Source organism: Pseudonocardia aurantiaca (assembly GCF_039526725.1).
In the GTDB taxonomy this organism is placed as follows: domain Bacteria; phylum Actinomycetota; class Actinomycetes; order Mycobacteriales; family Pseudonocardiaceae; genus Pseudonocardia; species Pseudonocardia aurantiaca.
Genome location: NZ_BAAAJG010000010.1, coordinates 303,221 through 319,365 on the forward strand (window position 1 = coordinate 303,221; position 16,145 = coordinate 319,365).

13 protein-coding genes and 1 pseudogene are annotated in these 16,145 nt (G+C 69.8%); 9 read left to right on the forward strand and 5 right to left on the reverse strand.

Translation table 11 applies throughout. From position 1 onward, the window contains the following. The first annotated feature begins 525 nt into the window (after nucleotides 1-525). From ABD143_RS17100 to ABD143_RS17110, 3 genes are read left to right on the forward strand one after another with little or no spacing between them, the layout of a single operon-like run. Complete coding sequence (locus ABD143_RS17100; RefSeq protein ID WP_343979110.1) at nucleotides 526-1,182, forward strand: cysteine hydrolase family protein; 657 nt, start codon at nucleotides 526-528, stop codon at nucleotides 1,180-1,182. A gap of 17 nt (nucleotides 1,183-1,199) precedes the next feature. Then, nucleotides 1,200-1,346: a hypothetical protein gene (locus ABD143_RS17105; protein WP_343978760.1), complete on the forward strand. Its 147-nt coding sequence runs from the start codon at nucleotides 1,200-1,202 to the stop codon at nucleotides 1,344-1,346. Nucleotides 1,347-1,366: 20 nt separating this feature from the next. Next, a complete protein-coding gene (locus ABD143_RS17110; protein WP_343978763.1) occupies nucleotides 1,367-2,767 on the forward strand; it encodes a purine-cytosine permease family protein in 1,401 nt (466 codons plus the stop codon). A 68-nt stretch (nucleotides 2,768-2,835) separates the two neighbouring features. Here ABD143_RS17110 and ABD143_RS17115 read toward each other — a convergent pair whose 3' ends face one another. Beyond that, nucleotides 2,836-4,365, reverse strand: a complete 1,530-nt coding sequence (locus ABD143_RS17115) for a DUF294 nucleotidyltransferase-like domain-containing protein (RefSeq protein WP_343978766.1) — start codon at nucleotides 4,363-4,365, stop codon at nucleotides 2,836-2,838. 289 nt (nucleotides 4,366-4,654) lie between these two features. On the opposite strand from ABD143_RS17115, the gene ABD143_RS17120 reads away from it, so the two are divergent. Then, a complete protein-coding gene (locus ABD143_RS17120) occupies nucleotides 4,655-5,515 on the forward strand; it encodes a hypothetical protein (RefSeq protein WP_343978768.1) in 861 nt (286 codons plus the stop codon). A 194-nt stretch (nucleotides 5,516-5,709) separates the two neighbouring features. Here ABD143_RS17120 and ABD143_RS17125 read toward each other — a convergent pair. After that, nucleotides 5,710-5,832: pseudogene (locus ABD143_RS17125) on the reverse strand (hypothetical protein); the annotation flags it as partial. Between the two features lie 233 nt (nucleotides 5,833-6,065). Here ABD143_RS17125 and ABD143_RS17130 point away from each other — a divergent pair. Continuing rightward, nucleotides 6,066-7,193 (forward strand): FIST signal transduction protein, encoded by a 1,128-nt coding sequence (locus ABD143_RS17130; RefSeq protein WP_343978771.1) that lies wholly within the window; start codon nucleotides 6,066-6,068, stop codon nucleotides 7,191-7,193. A gap of 18 nt (nucleotides 7,194-7,211) precedes the next feature. Here the strand turns inward: ABD143_RS17130 and ABD143_RS17135 are convergent, their stop codons facing one another. Continuing rightward, nucleotides 7,212-8,063, reverse strand: a complete 852-nt coding sequence (locus ABD143_RS17135) for a hypothetical protein (RefSeq protein ID WP_343978773.1) — start codon at nucleotides 8,061-8,063, stop codon at nucleotides 7,212-7,214. Nucleotides 8,064-8,737: 674 nt separating this feature from the next. Here ABD143_RS17135 and ABD143_RS17140 point away from each other — a divergent pair. The 4 genes from ABD143_RS17140 to ABD143_RS17155 all read left to right on the forward strand — a co-directional run bounded on the left by ABD143_RS17140 (nucleotide 8,738) and on the right by ABD143_RS17155 (nucleotide 12,520). Beyond that, a complete protein-coding gene (locus ABD143_RS17140; protein WP_343978777.1) occupies nucleotides 8,738-9,043 on the forward strand; it encodes an STAS domain-containing protein in 306 nt (101 codons plus the stop codon). Between the two features lie 440 nt (nucleotides 9,044-9,483). Then, the gene (locus ABD143_RS17145; protein ID WP_343978780.1) at nucleotides 9,484-9,747 is read left to right on the forward strand and encodes a hypothetical protein; all 264 of its coding nucleotides are present in this window, start codon (nucleotides 9,484-9,486) and stop codon (nucleotides 9,745-9,747) included. 219 nt (nucleotides 9,748-9,966) lie between these two features. After that, nucleotides 9,967-11,610, forward strand: a complete 1,644-nt coding sequence (locus ABD143_RS17150; protein ID WP_343978783.1) for a serine/threonine-protein kinase — start codon at nucleotides 9,967-9,969, stop codon at nucleotides 11,608-11,610. A gap of 67 nt (nucleotides 11,611-11,677) precedes the next feature. Beyond that, the gene (locus ABD143_RS17155; RefSeq protein WP_343978786.1) at nucleotides 11,678-12,520 is read left to right on the forward strand and encodes a hypothetical protein; all 843 of its coding nucleotides are present in this window, start codon (nucleotides 11,678-11,680) and stop codon (nucleotides 12,518-12,520) included. Nucleotides 12,521-12,792: 272 nt separating this feature from the next. Here ABD143_RS17155 and ABD143_RS17160 read toward each other — a convergent pair whose 3' ends face one another. Together ABD143_RS17160 and ABD143_RS17165 are read right to left on the reverse strand one after the other, a co-directional pair. After that, a complete protein-coding gene (locus ABD143_RS17160) occupies nucleotides 12,793-14,829 on the reverse strand; it encodes a CocE/NonD family hydrolase (RefSeq protein WP_343978789.1) in 2,037 nt (678 codons plus the stop codon). Nucleotides 14,830-14,835: 6 nt separating this feature from the next. Beyond that, a complete protein-coding gene (locus ABD143_RS17165) occupies nucleotides 14,836-16,119 on the reverse strand; it encodes an ATP-grasp domain-containing protein (protein ID WP_343978793.1) in 1,284 nt (427 codons plus the stop codon). Nucleotides 16,120-16,145: the final 26 nt, after the last annotated feature.

The following is a 16,145-nucleotide window of genomic DNA, read 5'->3' on the forward strand; positions in this document are numbered from 1 at the left end:
CTGACGCTGCTGCCCGCACCCGGTGCGCTGAGGGCGGGAGGTCGAGGAGACGGTCACTCCGGCCGGCGAGGTAGTAGGTCAGCGAGAAGCCGTGGTGTGGTCGAGTGCGGGTGACGGGCCGGTCACCGACGAGGGTGGGTTGAGGTACGCGTCGACTTCGGTTGGCTGAACCACGCCACAGCCCCCTGTTCCGGCGTCCTTTCGGACAGCACCCGCGCGCTGCCCGCCCCGGCCCAGGAGGACACCCGCGCAATAATTTGATTCGCCAAGTATTGAAAATGGACATAATGTGTACTTCCCGCGCGGGAATATTGCGTCCGTACTGTCGCGCCGCGCCCTGGTTCGTCCAGTTTGCACCGTTCCGGGCTCGCATGACTGTCGGTATGCCGACACTGTCAGTGCTACGGTACCGCGGTGATCCTGTGAGGCACCTGACACGCCTGCGACCTGTCGCACGAGATGCGTGACCGATCCCAGGAGGCTACGTTCCTTCCCGCCGTCGAATCCCACCGGACAGGGAGCTTTATGGACCTGCGGAAAACCGCGCTAGTCCTCATCGATATGCAGCAGGAGAGCAAGTACGGCATCGAGAACGTGGACGAGGCGGTTGCCGCCACGGTCCCGCTCATCGAAGCCTGTCGGCAACTCGCTGTACCCATCCTCTACACGCGGCACGTGAGCCGGGTCGACGCGATCGGACTACCCAACAACGAGGTGCTGGACGACGCGGGCAGGCCCATCTACTACCGGTCGGACTCTGACGCCGTGAACGTGATCGGCGAGCTGGCGCCCCACCCTGAGGACATTGTCGTCGAAAAGCACCGATGGAGCGGATTCCACGAGACGGCGCTGGACCTGATGCTGCGAAGCCTGGGAGTGAAACACCTGATCATCGGCGGTTTCGTCACCGACGGGTGCCTGATGACGACCGTGTTCGACGCCTACGCGCGCGACTACCAGGTCAACCTCGTCAAGGACATCTGCGCGGCCACCAACAGTGGCTCCCATCAGGCCGCGATTCTCATGATGGCCAACTGGGTGTATGACATCGAGATCGTCGACGCGGCCGAGATGATCAAGAAGTTGCGCGGGCAACCGCACCGGTCGTGGCGGTCCAATGCCCCAGACCAGCTTCAGTTCAAGGCCGACACCCTGGACGAGGTCTTCGCCAAGCTCGGCTGAGCCGGAGGAATCCCACGATGACCGAACAGACCGAGTCTGAGCTCGCACAGGCGTTGGCGGAGACCGACGACTCGCATGATGTCACCGCGAAGGATCAGCTCTGGCTCCTGCTCGCCGCGATAGTGCCCTTTGCGGCCGCCACCCTTTGGTACATACAGCGATAAACCACTCAGGGGCGATCTCCATGACCCACGGCGAGACCATCTTGCCGCTCGCCCGCAACGACAGACACGCGGGCTTCGTGTCCATCTTCTGGCTCTGGGCCGGCGGTAACGTGCTGCTGACCAACTTCATATCGGGCAGTTCGTACGCGCTCGGGCTCGGGTTCTGGCCGATGCTGGTGATCAGCATTACCGGTTTCTTGCTCGGGCTGGCGTTCTGCTCGTGGGATTCCCAGCGCAGCGCCCGGTATGGCATCGACGAGATGGTGTCGCTCCGCCCTACGTTCGGTTACCACGGCTCGATCTACGGCGTCGTCATCCTGGTCGGCGTGAACTTCGGCTGGGTGGGAATCCTGGCCTCGCTTGCTGGGTCTGCGATGAAGCTCGTCGTCCAGGACGTCGGAAGTGGCTTCGCCGGCGACTACACCCTCTACGCCCTTGGCGTTGGCATCGTGCTGCCGCTGATCATCATCATGTTCAGCCAGAAGGCCGCGTTCCACCTGTCGAAGATCACCGTGCCGATCCTGCTGGCGTTCGTCGTCTACATCCTTGTCCGGGTGGTCGCGGGCGGGTTCTGGACCAGGGTCGTGACCCAGCCTGGCGACGGTTCAGTGTCCTGGATGGGCGCATTCGAAATCATCTTCGCGTTCACCATCTCGTGGTTCCCCTACCTCGGCTCCTGGAACCGGTTTGCCAGCACGGAACGGATCGGCTTCTGGGGCACCTACCTCGGGCTCGCGTCCACGGGCATCCTGTTCGCCGCGGTTGGCGGCATGGCCACCCTCGCCACCGGGCAGATCGACCCCGCGCAGTGGTCGAGCCAACTCGACATGGGGCTGGTCGCGCTCGGGATCATCGCGCTGGGAACCATCACGGCGGTCACCCACCTGCTCGGCTCGGGCTCGATGGGGATCCTCAGCGTCCTCCCGAACTGGAACTACCGCTGGGTGTGCCTGCTGGTGACAATACCGTCGGCCATCTTCGTGTACGTGACCTCGCTGCAGCAGATCTTCAACCTGCTGCTCATCTTCGTCGGACTGCTCGCCGGCCCCTATTGGGGGATCGCCCTCACGGACTACTTCTTCCTCCGCAAGCAGCGGATCGACGTGCGGGCCTGCTACGAGCCGAAGGGCAAATACCGCTTCACCGGCGGGGTCAACCTGCTCGCCCTCGCGTGCATGGTCGTGGGCATGGTGGTCTGGCTGTTCCTCGGCGGATGGCTCAGCGGGTTGCCGGCGCTGACCTTCCCCGCCGGCGAGGCCCTGTTCGAGTACATCTCCGCCACGCTGCCATCCATGATCGTCGCGGGCGCCCTCTACTACGTGACCGCGAAGATGTTCTTCGCCAACCGCACCATAGGCGACTACCAGCCGGCACCTACGGAAGTCCGGGCCGAATCAGCCGACACCGCTCGCACGCGGTAGTCCCGGGGTCGACGCCGCTGCTTTATCCGAAGTGCGTCGCTGTGTCGATGATTCGCTCGCAGGCTCGCTCATCGCGCGCTCGGGTGGCTCAGCGCGCTGGCCCGCTGCCGAGTCCGCAGCTCGGCCAACGCCGCCCGCAGCTGCCGCAGGGCCACCGAGGACAGCTCCGTGAGCGGCACCGTGAGCGCCATCGGCCGGCCGGCGGCGAGGTCGGCCAGCTGGCGGGCCAGCCGGATCCGGAGCAGCACCCGGTAGGCGTCGAGCAACGACTCCCTGGCGTCGGCGCTGAGCAACCCGTCCGCCTCCGCCGCATCCAGCCGCTGTGCAGTGCCGCGAGCCGTCGTGCCGGCGGCCAGCCCGTAGAGCCGGCCGAGCAGCACGGCCGGCACGGTGCCGCGCAGCTTGAGGTCGACGGTTCCGTCCCGGTCGGTGCGGATGCGTCCGAACGGACCCAGCCGCGGGTTGAACGACTGGGCGGCGTCAGCCACGGCGGCGAGGAACCCTGGCCGGGTACGCGCGGCCACCAACGGCCGATTGAGCACGTCGATCGCCAGCTCGCCGCCCACGCGGCGGAAGTCGAGGAAGACTTGCGCGTCGAGCAACGCCCGGGCGTCCGGCTCGTCACGCCAACGCTGGAAGATGGCCCGCCAACGGGCCAGCGGGTAGCTCCAGCTGGTCGCCATGAACCCGCGTCTGCACCGCGGCAGGCCGGCGCCGGCCAGCCCATCGGTGACCTGCGCGGCGAGCGCAGCGTAGTACGCCGCGACGTCCGGCCCGGCCGCGTGCTCAGGGTCCGCGCCGTCGCCGGTGCCGTCGGCGTAGGCGAGCGCGGTGTCCTGGTCGGCGGCCAGCAACTGCTCCATCCGGCCCTGCGAGCCCATCGCGAGCCAGGCGTAACGGCACGGCGGCGGGCCAAGCTCGGCCTCGGCGAGCGCCAGCAGGCGCACAGTCAACGCGTCGTTGAGGCTCGCGACCACGGCCGTGATGCGCAGCGGGTCGACGCTGTCGGCGAGCAGTGCGCCAGCGGCCGCCGCGAGGTCGGCACCGTACCCGGCAGCGTCGGCGCGGGTGGCGATCCGCCGAACCCGGCCGACCACCAGCAGCGGGCTCGGGACCTGTCGGCGCACCACGTCGTCCTCGGTGATCACCCCGACGATCCGCCCGGCCCGCACCACCGGCACGTGCTCCACGCCCTCGTCGAGCATCAGCAGCACCGCGATGGCCAGTGGCGCCTCGGCCGGCACGGTGTGCACCGGCCTGGTCATCACCTGGCGCACCGGGGTGTGCGGCGGGCGGCCCTCGGCCAGCACCCGGGCCTGTAGGTCGCCGGCGGTGACGATGCCCGGCGGGTCCGTGCCGACGATCGCGGCACTCTGCCTGTCCTCGCGCATCGCCAGGGCCACCTCGGCTGCTGTCGCGGTGGCGGCCACCACCAGCGGTTCGCGGCTGAGCAGGCCGGCCACCGGCACGCCCAGACGGGCGCCGAGTCCAGCCGGGACAAGCGGGGTGACGTCCAGACCCGGCTCGCCCGAACCGCCCTCCGCCATCTTCGGCACCGAGGGGTCGGGCAACGTCGGCTGCGGGGTCGCAGGGCCCACCCGCCTAGTGCAGCCGCACCAGTGCACGCTGTCAACCACCCCGGAGAGGCGGCCGGCCGCGCCGGCCCTGTGGAGGGTCCGGGGTGATGCGGGCGAGCGCGCCGGTTTCCAGAGCCGCCCGCAGCCCCTGTCGATCCCACAGCTTCGGGACGTGCTGGTCCAGTTCAGTGCCCTGGCCGGCCGCGGTGAACCGACAGGTAGACGACCCGGGAGCGCCGCCGCCTTGGAGGGCGCCACTGTCCGGTTTGTTCTAGCCCCAGGGCGGGTGACCTCCGCTATCAATGGCGCCGTGACCGACGCGACCTTCATCTCCGCCAGCGAATCCATCCGGCGCGAGGGGCGGCTTTTGGAACGGCGGCTGTTCGCCACCCTGTTCGAGGGCGCTGCCCCCACCGGTGTGATAGACGCATTGCGCGGCTATCAGAACCCCGACGGTGGTTTCGCGCACGCCCTGGAGCCCGACAAACTCTGCCCCGCGAGCCTGCCCATCGACGTGGAGGTCGCCTGCCAGGCTTTGGTTGACGCCGGCACTACCGACGAGCAGATGGTCCAGCAGGCATGCGACTGGCTGCAGTCGGTCGCCGCCCCGGACGGGGCGGTCGCCCTGTCCTTTCCGATCATGGAGCAATATCCCAGGGCCGAGCACTGGAGCGAGTGGACCTACACACCAGGGCTCAATCCGACAGCCGGGCTGGCTGGTCGGCTGCATCGGCTGGGCGTCGATCACCCCTGGCTGACCACCGCCACCGCATGGTGCTGGTCGGCACTGGAGGCCGACTGGCCCGCGGAGGCCCACGCCCTGTTCGAGGTGCTGATCTTTCTCGAGCACGTCCCTGATCGCGCCCGGGCCGAAGCGCTGGCGGTCCGGGTCGGCGAGTTGTTGCCCAGGTTGTCCCACTACCGGGCCGATCCCACCGATCCCGCCTACGGCATAACCCCTCTGCACCTCGCCCCCACTCCGGACAGCCCCTGGCGTCGGCTGTTCACCGACGACCTGATCGAAGGCCACCTCGAGCGGCTCCGCCGCGACCAGCAGCCGGACGGCGGCTGGGCCATCACCTGGCAGCCACCGAGCACCGCCTCCACCCTGGCCTTCCGGGCCATCGAGACCCTCCGCGCCATACGGGTCCTGACCGCATACCGCAATTGAACGCCAGCAGCCGGCGCAGGTGGGACTGTAAGAAGATCGGAGCTCGCCGGTGAATCCGATGCGCCACAGCACGCAGTCCTCGACGCCGGCGACGGTTCCGGTTCGCACGTGCATGTAGCCGAACGCCTCGGGATCAGGTCGACGCCCTCGGTGAGCCGGCCGAGAAGCGCGCGTGAGCGCGGCCCGGCGATGTTGATGCTGGCGTAGGCGGTGGTGACCGGGGTGACGTGGACCCGCCATTCGGGGTGTTCGGTCTGCAGCCACCGCTCCACCCACTCCCACACGGTTCCCGCGCCGGAGGAGGTAATGGACATCATGTAGTGGTGTTCGCCGAGCGAGGTAGGCGGCGCGGTCGAGCCGCGCGGGCGCGTGCGCCGCCGTCCGCCGCTCGAACTGAGCCCCGGCGTGCATCTCGGTCGTCGACTGGTCACCGGCGGACCGCGTTCGGACGAGCGACCCGGTGCGGTAGGTCGCACAATGGAAGCCGAGGCTGGGAGGTGACCCGCGGATGGCCGATATCGGAGACGGCCTGGCGACCGGCACCGATTTGGTGGCGGCGGCCGAGTCGGCGGTGGGTCAGGCGCTCGAGCGCCTCGGCGGGCGGCGGCCTGACTTGCTGTGTGTGTTCGTCTGCGGTAGCAACCCGGAAACGATCGCGGACGCGGGGGCGACCGCTGTGAAGATCGCGGATGCCGGCACGACGATTGGATGCAGCGCGGGCGGCGTCATCGGCGCCGGCCGCGGCGTGGAGCACGTCGACGCGGTCGCGGTGTGGGCTGCTGTGCTTCCCGGGGTGGAAGTGCGACCGATTCATCTCGGCGTGCACCGGGTCGGCGACGCGCTGCTGGTCAGCGGGCTACCACCGGGCGCCCCCGAGGACGAGGTCGGGGTGCTGCTGACCGACCCGTACGGATTTCCGGTCGTCCCCTTCGTGGAGCACTACAACGACAGCCGGCCGGGCCTGCCGCTCGTCGGCGGGCTCGCGAGTGGGCCGCTAGGTCCAGGCTCGACGAAGCTTTTTCTCGACGATGCCGTGCTCGACGGTGCTGTCGGCGTGCTGCTGAGCGGCCCGATCGCGGCTCACATCGCAGTGAGCCAAGGTTGCCGGCCAATCGGGCCGCCGATGACGGTGACCAAGGCCGAGGAGAACGTGCTGGTCGAACTGGCCGGAATGCCGGCGTACCGCAAGCTGGCGCAGATCGTCGCCGCGCTGCCGCCTGAGCAGCACGCCTTGGCGCTTCGTGGGCTGCACCTCGGGGTCGCGATGAACGAATACGCCGAGACCCACGAACGGGGTGATTTTCTTATCCGCGGGATCCTGGGAGCCGACGAACGAACCGGTGCTGTTGTCGTCGGCGACACCGTGGACGTCGGTACGACCGTGCGGTTCCAGGTTCGTGATGCCGCTGCCGCCGATGAGGACCTCAGCGAGCTGCTGGCGAAGCTCGGGGAGAGCGGCGGCAGCAAGGGGGCGCTGCTGTTCTCCTGCAACGGGCGCGGTCGGGCGATGTTTCCCAGCGCCGATCACGACGTCGTTGCGGTCCGACAGACGCTAGGCCTGGACGCGGTCACCGGCTTCTTCGCCGCGGGTGAGATCGGACCAGTTGCCGGTCGCAATCATGTGCACGGCTTCACCGCTTCGATCCTTGCCGTGGGCTCTCCGCCCGGGAGCGGCTGAGTCGTGAGCCGCGCGCCGTCAGGCCATCTCGGGCACCCGCAGGTGGGCGAGCGCCAGTTCGAACTCGCCGACCTCGACGACCTCGCCGCTGGCTTCCCTGGCGCCCCGCTCCCGCACCACAGCCGCCAGATTGCGGGTGCGCAACATGGCCTCGCGGCTGTCGAAGGTCACCGACGAGACGGCATACCCGGATGTCCGGTCGACCATGAGGCTGGCGCTGCAGAACCCGTCGAACTCCTGGATCTCCGGCAGTAGTACCGACTTGTAGACGTCGACGACGCGCTTGGCCTGCCGGGCGTCCATCTGCACCCAGATAGCGCGGACGCACGCGCCCGGCTGCGTGGTGTGGTCGCGGTGCAACACGGCAATCTCGATCTCCCACTCGTCGACCTGCGTCCGACCGCCGAGAATCTCGGCGGCGTGGTCGCGGACGGGCCGCAACTGCTCTTCGCTGGCGCGCATGGCTTCCTCGGTCTCCCACGCGCTCGTGACGATGCACCGACCCGACGAGCGATCTACCAGCATGGACAGGCCGATACACCCGTCTATCCCCAGCAGCGTCGGCATGACCTCGTCGCGAATATGCGCGATGCCCGCGTCGATCAACTCCGATTTCGCGACGACCGTGGTGGAGCGCGCGTACACGATCCATCCCCTTCCGATCCGGGTGGCGCCCCGACGACGCCATCGGTCGTCAAACACCCTTCTCCCGCGATCTTGGTCCGGCAAGGACCCGTTCGCACCAAGGCGCGTCGGCTCGGGGTCGCGGTACTCCGCAGAACCACCCGAGGCCTCGTCCGGGCTGGGCCGACCGAGCAGGAAACGCAGGAAACGCCTTCCCGCACGCCCAAGCCCGCCGCCTTGGCTCATCAACTCAAGGGGTCGCCCAGAAACTCCCCACCGAAACGGCGAATCAACCTCTGAATAGGGCGATCCGGCCATAACACTCGATCAGCGGCTCCCGTTTACCGGTCAGACGACCCCCCGCAACCTCAAACGTCCGGTAACAGCGACATCGACTCAATCCGCCGTCTGGCGCAATGCTCAGGCCCCCAAGTCGCCGAACAATTTAGTCCTCCCAGCCCGGCGGGATCGCTACCGCAGCCGATTCCGGCTGGCCGGCGACGCATCACACCTCGTGGTCGATGGCTCCACAACGGTATGCAACTGCTTACTTCGCTGCGTCCCGGCTCCCGAGAATGATCAACAACGGTTGATTGTCGACATCCCCCGCCCCGTTATGGACAAAGCTGTGGAACTCCGGAGCGGGGACGGAATAGGCAGGTCGACTCCGCCGGAGTGAGGGGCTTGCGCCGATTTGTCGACCGTCCTAATGTCACCTCGGCCTGCGTCGGCAAAGTTGATCCAGCCGGCTGTTGACTACTGTATCCACGATCCACGTGTCGATGAACGTGAACAAGAGGGGATTTGGGAGCGCATCGAGAATGACCACTACGAGCTCGCTCGAGCCGCTGATTGCCCTGGCGAACCCGCCCGCTCCTTCCCCAGTGATCAGGTCCGTTCAACCGGACCGGGATCACGGCGTGCTCGAAGCGATCGGCGCGCTGGGCCACGACAGCGCAGCTGAGCTGCGGCAGCGGGTGGAGGGGCTACTGGTCGCCGGCGTCCGACACCTGCTCGTGGACCTCGCCGAGGCCGGCCCCTGCGACCCGGCGGTGATCGGCGTGCTCGCCGAGGCCGCCCGCCTTCTGGAGGGCCGGCAGGGATGGCTGCGTGTCAACCCGAACCGAACCCGACCCCTCGCCGAGGAGCTGGACGAGGCGACGTTGCCCGACCTGTTCGCGATCTACCGCTCGTCCCTCAGCTCCACCTCTCGGCCGGGGCGGTAAGCATGCCCGCTGACACCGACACCAGGCGCGACGAGTCCGGTGGCTCGCCGGCCGGACGCGCATTGGTGCCACTTCGAGCACGACCTGCTGCTGATCGGCTACCTGTCCGCGACGCCCGCGAGTTGCACCGGCGCGGGGGCGCCGAGAGGCTGCGGATCGACCCTCCCGACCGGCAGACCCTGTCCGGGTCGGTGGATCTGGAACCGATGAGAGCGTCGGGCTGGGCTCCGGTCCAGCTGCAGTGGACAAGACCTCCGGGTGGTCTGCCCTGGTTGCGCGACTGTCCGGCCCGAGGTCGGTCGACCGACAGCTCGTGACCGGCCCGGCAGACGCCGTACTCGCCGCCCTGGCACTCCGCGCCACAACACCCGTCGGTGCGCGCGATCCCACGCGCCGCCGCGGCCCGCCACCGGACAGCCCCGTCCAAAGGAGAACCCGCTGTGACCATCTTCCACCGCGGTCACGCCGGAGCCCCACGGCCGAACCCCAGCCTCTCCGACGTCACCGAGAAGCTCGTGGCCGACCACGGCGCCCACATCGACCTGGCCACCATCAACCGCGCCGTCCTCGACTGCCTGCACGACCTGCAAGGCTCACCCGCCGCCGCCTGCACGGTCGGCCTCGAGTACCTCGCCCGTCGCCGCCTCCTCGAACTGATCGAAGCGGACGCCTCCGCCAGGGACAACAGCCGCCACACCGGGTGAGCGGCCCCGCAACCGCCACATTCCAACGGGCCGAGCTCGACACGTGACCGGGATGCGCGTCCTGGCCGCGACTGGGCGCCCCCAGCCGCTGGCTACCGGTGCCGCACCACCACTTCGTGGATGGTGCGCTGATCGTCATCGCCGTGCCCGACGTTCACGGCGGGATAGGCGCTCCCACCACCCAGCTATGATCCCGCACGATCCGGGGGGGAGGAGCAGATGGCCGTCGCGCCACTCGAGGCTGGGGACCCCCGGCAGCTCGGCGAGTTCGCCGTGGTCGGCCGGCTGGGCGAGGGCGGCCAGGGCGTCGTCTACGACGGGCGTTCGGCCGGTGGCGAGCGGGTGGCGATCAAGGTGCTGCGCAACAGCTCGGACCCGGACGCGCGCCGCTGGCTGGCCGCGGAGCTGCAGGCCGTCCGCCGGGTCGCGCCCTTCTGCACCGCCCGGGTGCTCGACGCGTCACTCGACGGTCCCGATCCGTACGTGGTGAGCGAGTTCGTCGACGGGCCTTCACTGCACGACCGGGTGGCGCTGCGCGGCCCGCTGCGCGACGGTGATCTGGACCGGTTGGCCATCGGCACCGCCTCCGCGCTCGCGGCCATCCACGCGGCCGGCGTGATCCATCGCGACTTCAAGCCGGCGAACGTGATGCTCGGCCCGGACGGCCCTCGGGTCGTGGACTTCGGCATCGCGCGTCAGCTCGACATCACCTCGGTGACACAGGGGCTGGTCGGCACGCCGGCGTTCATGGCCCCGGAACAGTTCAACGGCAAGCCGGCGAGCCCGGCCTCGGACGTCTTCGCGTGGGGCGTCACGATCGCCTACGCCGCAACCGGGCGCTCGCTGTTCTCCGGAACGTCGGTGGCGGCGATCATGTTCAAGATCATCCAGTCGGAGCCCGACCTCACCGACCTGCCCGAGCGGCTGCACCTGACGATCGCCGCCTGCCTGGCGAAGGATCCGGCGCTGCGGCCGGAGGCGCGCGAACTGCTGATCGGACTCGTCGATCCCGCGTCGAACTCCACGATGCGCCTGGCGGGTGCGCGGCCGCTCGGCCCGGTGGGCGAGGCCACCTCGACGGTGCCCGGCGACGGCCCGCCCCCTGCCCCCGACCGGCATCCGACGCCGGTTCGGGCCCAGCACGCGGCCCCCAGCCCGACCCATGATCCGGCCCAGCAACCGACCCGGCAAGCGACCCGGAACCTGACTCAGGATCCGTACCAACAACCGACCCCGCCCCGGCCACCCGCTCCGGCTCCGCCCCAGGCGCGACCACACGTGCGGACCCTTCTGGACCACAGCCCGCCCGAGCCGCCGGCGCGGCCCGGGCGACGGTTACCGCTCGCCGCGGTTCTCGCGCTCGTGCTCGCAACGGTGGCCGTCGTGGTGACGGTCGTCATCGGGAACATCGCCGCGTCCACGTTCACGCCGGAGTCCGGCCGTGGCGCCTCCCCCACCGGTTCCGCCACCGGTTCCCCCACCGGTTCCCCCACTGGCTCGCTGCCGGCCGCCGACGCGCACCCTGCCGGATCCGGGACGCCGCAGGACTACGCCGGCACCTGGACCGGCTCGATCACCCCCTCCGGCGGCAGTACCCGCAGCTACCCCGTTGCGGTCACGTTGACGGCGGACCAGCGCGGCGGCACATGGTCGGTCCCGGACCTCGGTTGTACCGCCGATCTCACGGTCAGGACGGTCCGCAGCGACTCCCTCGACGTCACGGTCGCGGAGAGCAGCGGGCCGGGCGGCACCGTCTGCCTGGGCGCCGACGCCACGTTCACCCTCACCGGCAGCGCAATGGACGTCGTCGCCAACGACGCCGGTGGACTGGAGCACCGGGGCACCCTGCAGCGGGCGGGCTGAACTGTTACGGATTGCTGTCGGAGGCCGACGCCGGCGGGCTGGGGTGATCACCCCATACTTCGCCATCATGCGGATCATCACCCTCGCTGCCCTCGTGCTCCTGGTGCTGTCGGGCTGCGCGAACCTCAGCGCCGGCACCACGACCGGCTCCGCAACCCCGGCCGCAGGCAGCAGCACCGAGATGAGCACCGAGAATGACGCCGGGCAGACCGCGGCGCCGTCCTCCGGAACCTCGACGGGCATCGGGAAGCGGGTCGCGGCCGGGGGCACGCTCGCCGACGGCGACATCGCGTCGGGGGAGCTCCGGCGGGCGGGGCAGAAGGACGAGTTCACCCTCGATCTCGGTGACGCGCGCGAGTTCTACACCGCCGACATGACCGGCGACTCCATCCAGATCGATGTCGTGAACGCCAGCGGCGAGACGATCACCGTCGGCGGGAAGATCCTCCTGCAGTACGAGACGTATCCGTGGGCGCTGACCAGAGCCGGTCAGCACAAGATCGTGATCGAGGGCCAGGAGCAGGACGTCATCGGGCCCTACAGCTTCCGGCTCGCCACCGTGAAGGTCCGCACCTACGAGGTTCAGATCGGACAGCAGATCGGCGGCGGCACCCCGCCGGGCGCCGGTGCCATCGACGTCCCCGGCGTCATCGAGCGCTACGAGTTCGACGCGGCGGGTGCCGATCAGGTCAAGCTCGTCGGCGGGCCGCAGTCGTGCGGCGATGTGAGCTTCGAGATCCGCGACGTGAGCGACACGGACAACACCAGTGCCAGGTCGCCCGTACCGTTCTGCGCGCCGGAGTCGCAACCCATCTCGCTCGACGACGCCGGCACCGGCCGCTACGTGCTGATCGTCAGGCATGACCACGTGCGAACCGCCCAGTACTCGTTCCGGATCGTCCGCGCCTGAGCAGCACACCGACGACGATCACGTCCAGCGGCGCGAAGCCTCGGCGGTACGGACTGAACCGGCAGGCCCGACGGCCCGAACGCCATGCTCGACGAGGCCGAGACCCTCTGGGCCATCGCCGGCCTGTCGGGCTCCCTGCACCTGGAGCGCTTCGGCGCCGCCCTCGGCGGCGGCGAGGCCGAGGGCTGGGCGAGTACCTGGCGCAGCAGGGTCGTCGACGTCCGGGAGGCGTTTGCTGGCGTGACGGCCCGGAGGCCGGGCTCTCCCCGGGGTCAGACGTGGTCGCGCGGAATGGTGCGTCGCCAGCTGTCGGCGTACACCCGTTCGGATCCTTCGTAGGCGTCGAGCTGGGCATACAGGGAGAACTCCGTGGGGCTGGAGGTCAGTACGGTGCGCGTGATCGTCTCGGTCGTCCAGCCGTTGCGGGCGAAGCCCATGGTCCAGGTGCTCTCTCCGCAGACTGAGCCGAAGTCGTCGGCGATGCAGCTGTAGCGCTCGCGGGCGCGGCGGGTCACGTCCAGGTCGATGCCGGGGAAGCGCACCACGCCGAGGTCCTTGACCACCTCGAGGGTGGACTCGTAGCCGACCAGGTCGCGGGTCACCGTCCACTGCTGCCGGCCGGGTTCCAGCTGCGTGGTGGACAGGGGCGGCGCACTCTCCGGTTCGCCGAGCGATCCCACGGGCACGTCGCGGCCGGACGCCGGGGCCGGCCGCAGCGGGAGCACCAGGGCGCTGGAGCGGGGGAACACGGTGACCCGGACCGAGGCAGGCGGCGGCCACGCCAGCGGCCAGTAAGACGTCGACAGCGCCAGCCGCAGCCGGTGCCCGGGCGGCAACGACTGGGCCATGGCGTTGAGCGTCAGCGTCACCCGGTACCGCTCGCCGGGAACGAGGGCCCGGGGCCGGTCATGCCCGTCACGGTGGGTGAGGTTCAGCAGGCCGTAGCTGATGCGGGTGGCACGGCCGTCGGGTGCGACGTCGGACAGCCGGGCCGCGAGCATGGCGACCGGTTGGTCGACGGCGCACTCGAGGTCCACCGCCGGGCAGCCGAGGAGCTCGACCGGTTCGGTGAGCGTCTCGCCGTCGAAGATCAACGAGCCGCCGTCCTCCTCGCGCTGGTCGTAGGGCAGGTCGGGCGGGGCGTTGTAGGAACACCACTTGCCGGCGAACTGGCCGACCGAGAGCGGCGACTGCACGGTGAGCGCGGCCGGCGTTCCGGCCGGGGTTCCGATGCCCGGCCGCCCGATGCGGTGGTCCCCCAGCGGATGGCGCACCTGCTGCACGTTCGGGGACGGCCAGCACGGTTCGGCGACCCAGCGACCGGGTCGCTCGGCATAGGCCGTCCACGGCGGAACGGTGTCCTGCATCCAGATGCGCAGCATCGGTTCGCTCATCACGCCGTTGTCGACGTCGCGCAGCCAGTGGTCCCACCACCGGACGAGCTCCTGCAGGAACCCGATGGCCGGCCCCGGCTGGCCGAGGTGCGGGTACTTGTGCGACCACGGCCCGACGAGCCCCATGCGCGGGACGTCGAGGGCGGCAAGCAGCCGGAACACCGAGTTCGAGTACCCGTCGGCCCAGCCGCTGACGGCCAGCACCGGGCAACGGATGGCGGCATAGTCCTCGCAGACCGAGCCATGCCGCCAGTACCCGTCGCGACGCTGGTGGCGCAGCCATCGCTCCAGCCAGAGCCCGCTGCCCCGCAGCCGGTCATGCCACATCGTCCGCCACCGGTCGCCGACCACCGCGGGGTCGGGGGGACAGGAGTTGTAGGCGAGCATCGTCGAGGCCCACGACAGGTTGTCGCTCAACAGGCAGCCGCCCATGTAGTGCACGTCGTCGGCGTAGCGGTCGTCGGCGGAGGAGACGGTGACGATGGCGTCGAGGCCCGGCGGGCGGCGGGCGGCCACCTGCAGCGCGTTGAACCCGCCCCAGGAGATCCCCATCATCCCGATCCGGCCGGTGCACCAGGGCTGCGCGGCGATCCAGCCGAGCACCTCCTCGGCGTCGGCCAGCTCCTGGTCCAGGTACTCGTCGGTCAGCACGCCCTCCGAGTCGCCGCTGCCACGCAGGTCCACCCGCACGCAGGCGTAGCCGTGCCCGGCCAGGTAGGGGTGGTGCATCGAGTCGCGGACGGCGGTGAGGTCGCGCTGCCGGTAGGGCAGGAACTCGAGGATCGCCGGTACCGGCTGGGCCTCTGAGGCCACGGGGCGCCAGATCCGGCCGGCGAGGCGGGTTCCGTCCGCGAGTGGGATCTCGACCCGGGTGTCCTCTCGGACCGGATACGGGAACCGGCGCACGATGTGCATGTCGGCTCAGCCCGGCCCGGCGGCGTCGATCTCGAACGGCAGCCCGGCGACGCAGCGCTCGAACTTGCGGGTCAGCTCCTCCTCGTCGGCGGCGCCGACGTGGACGCTGGCGAGCTGGTAGCTGTAGCTGTCCTGGTCGCGCAGCTCCGAGAGCCGGTCGCCGGGGCGCACCGCGACGTCGATGGCGCAGCCCGGCACCGCGTGCCGCACCCGCTCGATCTCCGCCGCGCTGGGCACCCGCCGGACGACCCCGTCGGAGCGGTGCCGCACGAACCACTTGGCGGCCACCGCGTCCCGGCCCGCGCGGTGCGGCATCCGAGGTTCGCGGCCCAGCGCCAGCGCCAGCATGCAGTGGTGGTTGGCGACGCCGTCGACCCGCGCGAACAGCTCGGCATGTGACTGGGAGTGCCGCGGGTTCACCTCCAGCAGGGTGATCGTGTCCCGGGCGGCGTCCCAGAAGTACTCGATGTTGAACGTGATGTCGTCCAGCCCGATCCGCCGGATCACCCGGCGGGAGATGTCGGCCATCCGGGCAGTGACCTCAGACGGGAGTGCCGAGGGGTACTGGTAGCGCAGGAAGCTGGGGATGCCGGGGCACTGGATGGAGTCGACCACCCCGTACACCCGGACGTCGCCGTGGAAGCTGAACCCCTCGATCGTCACCTGCGCGCCCACGGCCGCCTCCTCGGCCAGGCAGGCGCTGCCGCCGACACCGGTCATCTCCGGTGGCAGGTCGAGCTGGTCGAGCACGAACTGGAACGGCGTCCCGACCCGGCCGACGCCCTCGCGGATCGCCGCGGCCGCGGCGCGCAGCTGTCGGTGGTTCTCGACCCGGAACGCCAGCGCGGAGCAGAACGACCGGACCGGCTTGAGCCACACGGGATAGCGTAGGCCCGCGGGCAGCTCCGCCGGGCCGTCGAGGTCGACGAGTCCGAACCGCGGGTACTCGTCGATCACCTGCCGCTGCTCGAGCCGGCACCAATACTTGTGCTCGCACTTCACCACCGACTCGAGGCTGGTCCAGCGCAGCCCGAGGCGCCGGCAGAGGATCGGCAGCATCGTGCTGACCGGGAAGTCCCAGAAGCCGATGACGGCGTGCACCGGGCCGTCGAACGACTCCACCCGGCCCTGCGCCGCGTCCAACAAATCCGGCAGCGGGATCTCCGCCCGATTCCGCAGCTGTTCGAAGCTCAGCAACGGGTGGAAGCGGTACTCCGCGGCGTCCGGCAGCTCGTGCAGGATCCGGGCGTTGTGCTCATCGAGCCCGACCACGAACACGTTCGACCTCACCCCGCTCGCCTCTGTCGTTGCGTCGG

Bases quoted from the DNA above. Each gene is read 5' to 3' on its own strand.
- ABD143_RS17100 (WP_343979110.1), top strand. From the start codon at position 526: ATGGACCTGCGGAAAACCGCGCTAGTCCTCATCGATATGCAGCAGGAG.
- ABD143_RS17105 (WP_343978760.1), top strand. From the start codon at position 1,200: ATGACCGAACAGACCGAGTCTGAGCTCGCACAGGCGTTGGCGGAGACC.
- ABD143_RS17110 (WP_343978763.1), top strand. From the start codon at position 1,367: ATGACCCACGGCGAGACCATCTTGCCGCTCGCCCGCAACGACAGACAC.
- ABD143_RS17135 (WP_343978773.1), bottom strand. From the start codon at position 8,063: ATGAGCCAAGGCGGCGGGCTTGGGCGTGCGGGAAGGCGTTTCCTGCGT.
- ABD143_RS17150 (WP_343978783.1), top strand. From the start codon at position 9,967: ATGGCCGTCGCGCCACTCGAGGCTGGGGACCCCCGGCAGCTCGGCGAG.
- ABD143_RS17155 (WP_343978786.1), top strand. From the start codon at position 11,678: ATGCGGATCATCACCCTCGCTGCCCTCGTGCTCCTGGTGCTGTCGGGC.
- ABD143_RS17160 (WP_343978789.1), bottom strand. From the start codon at position 14,829: ATGCACATCGTGCGCCGGTTCCCGTATCCGGTCCGAGAGGACACCCGG.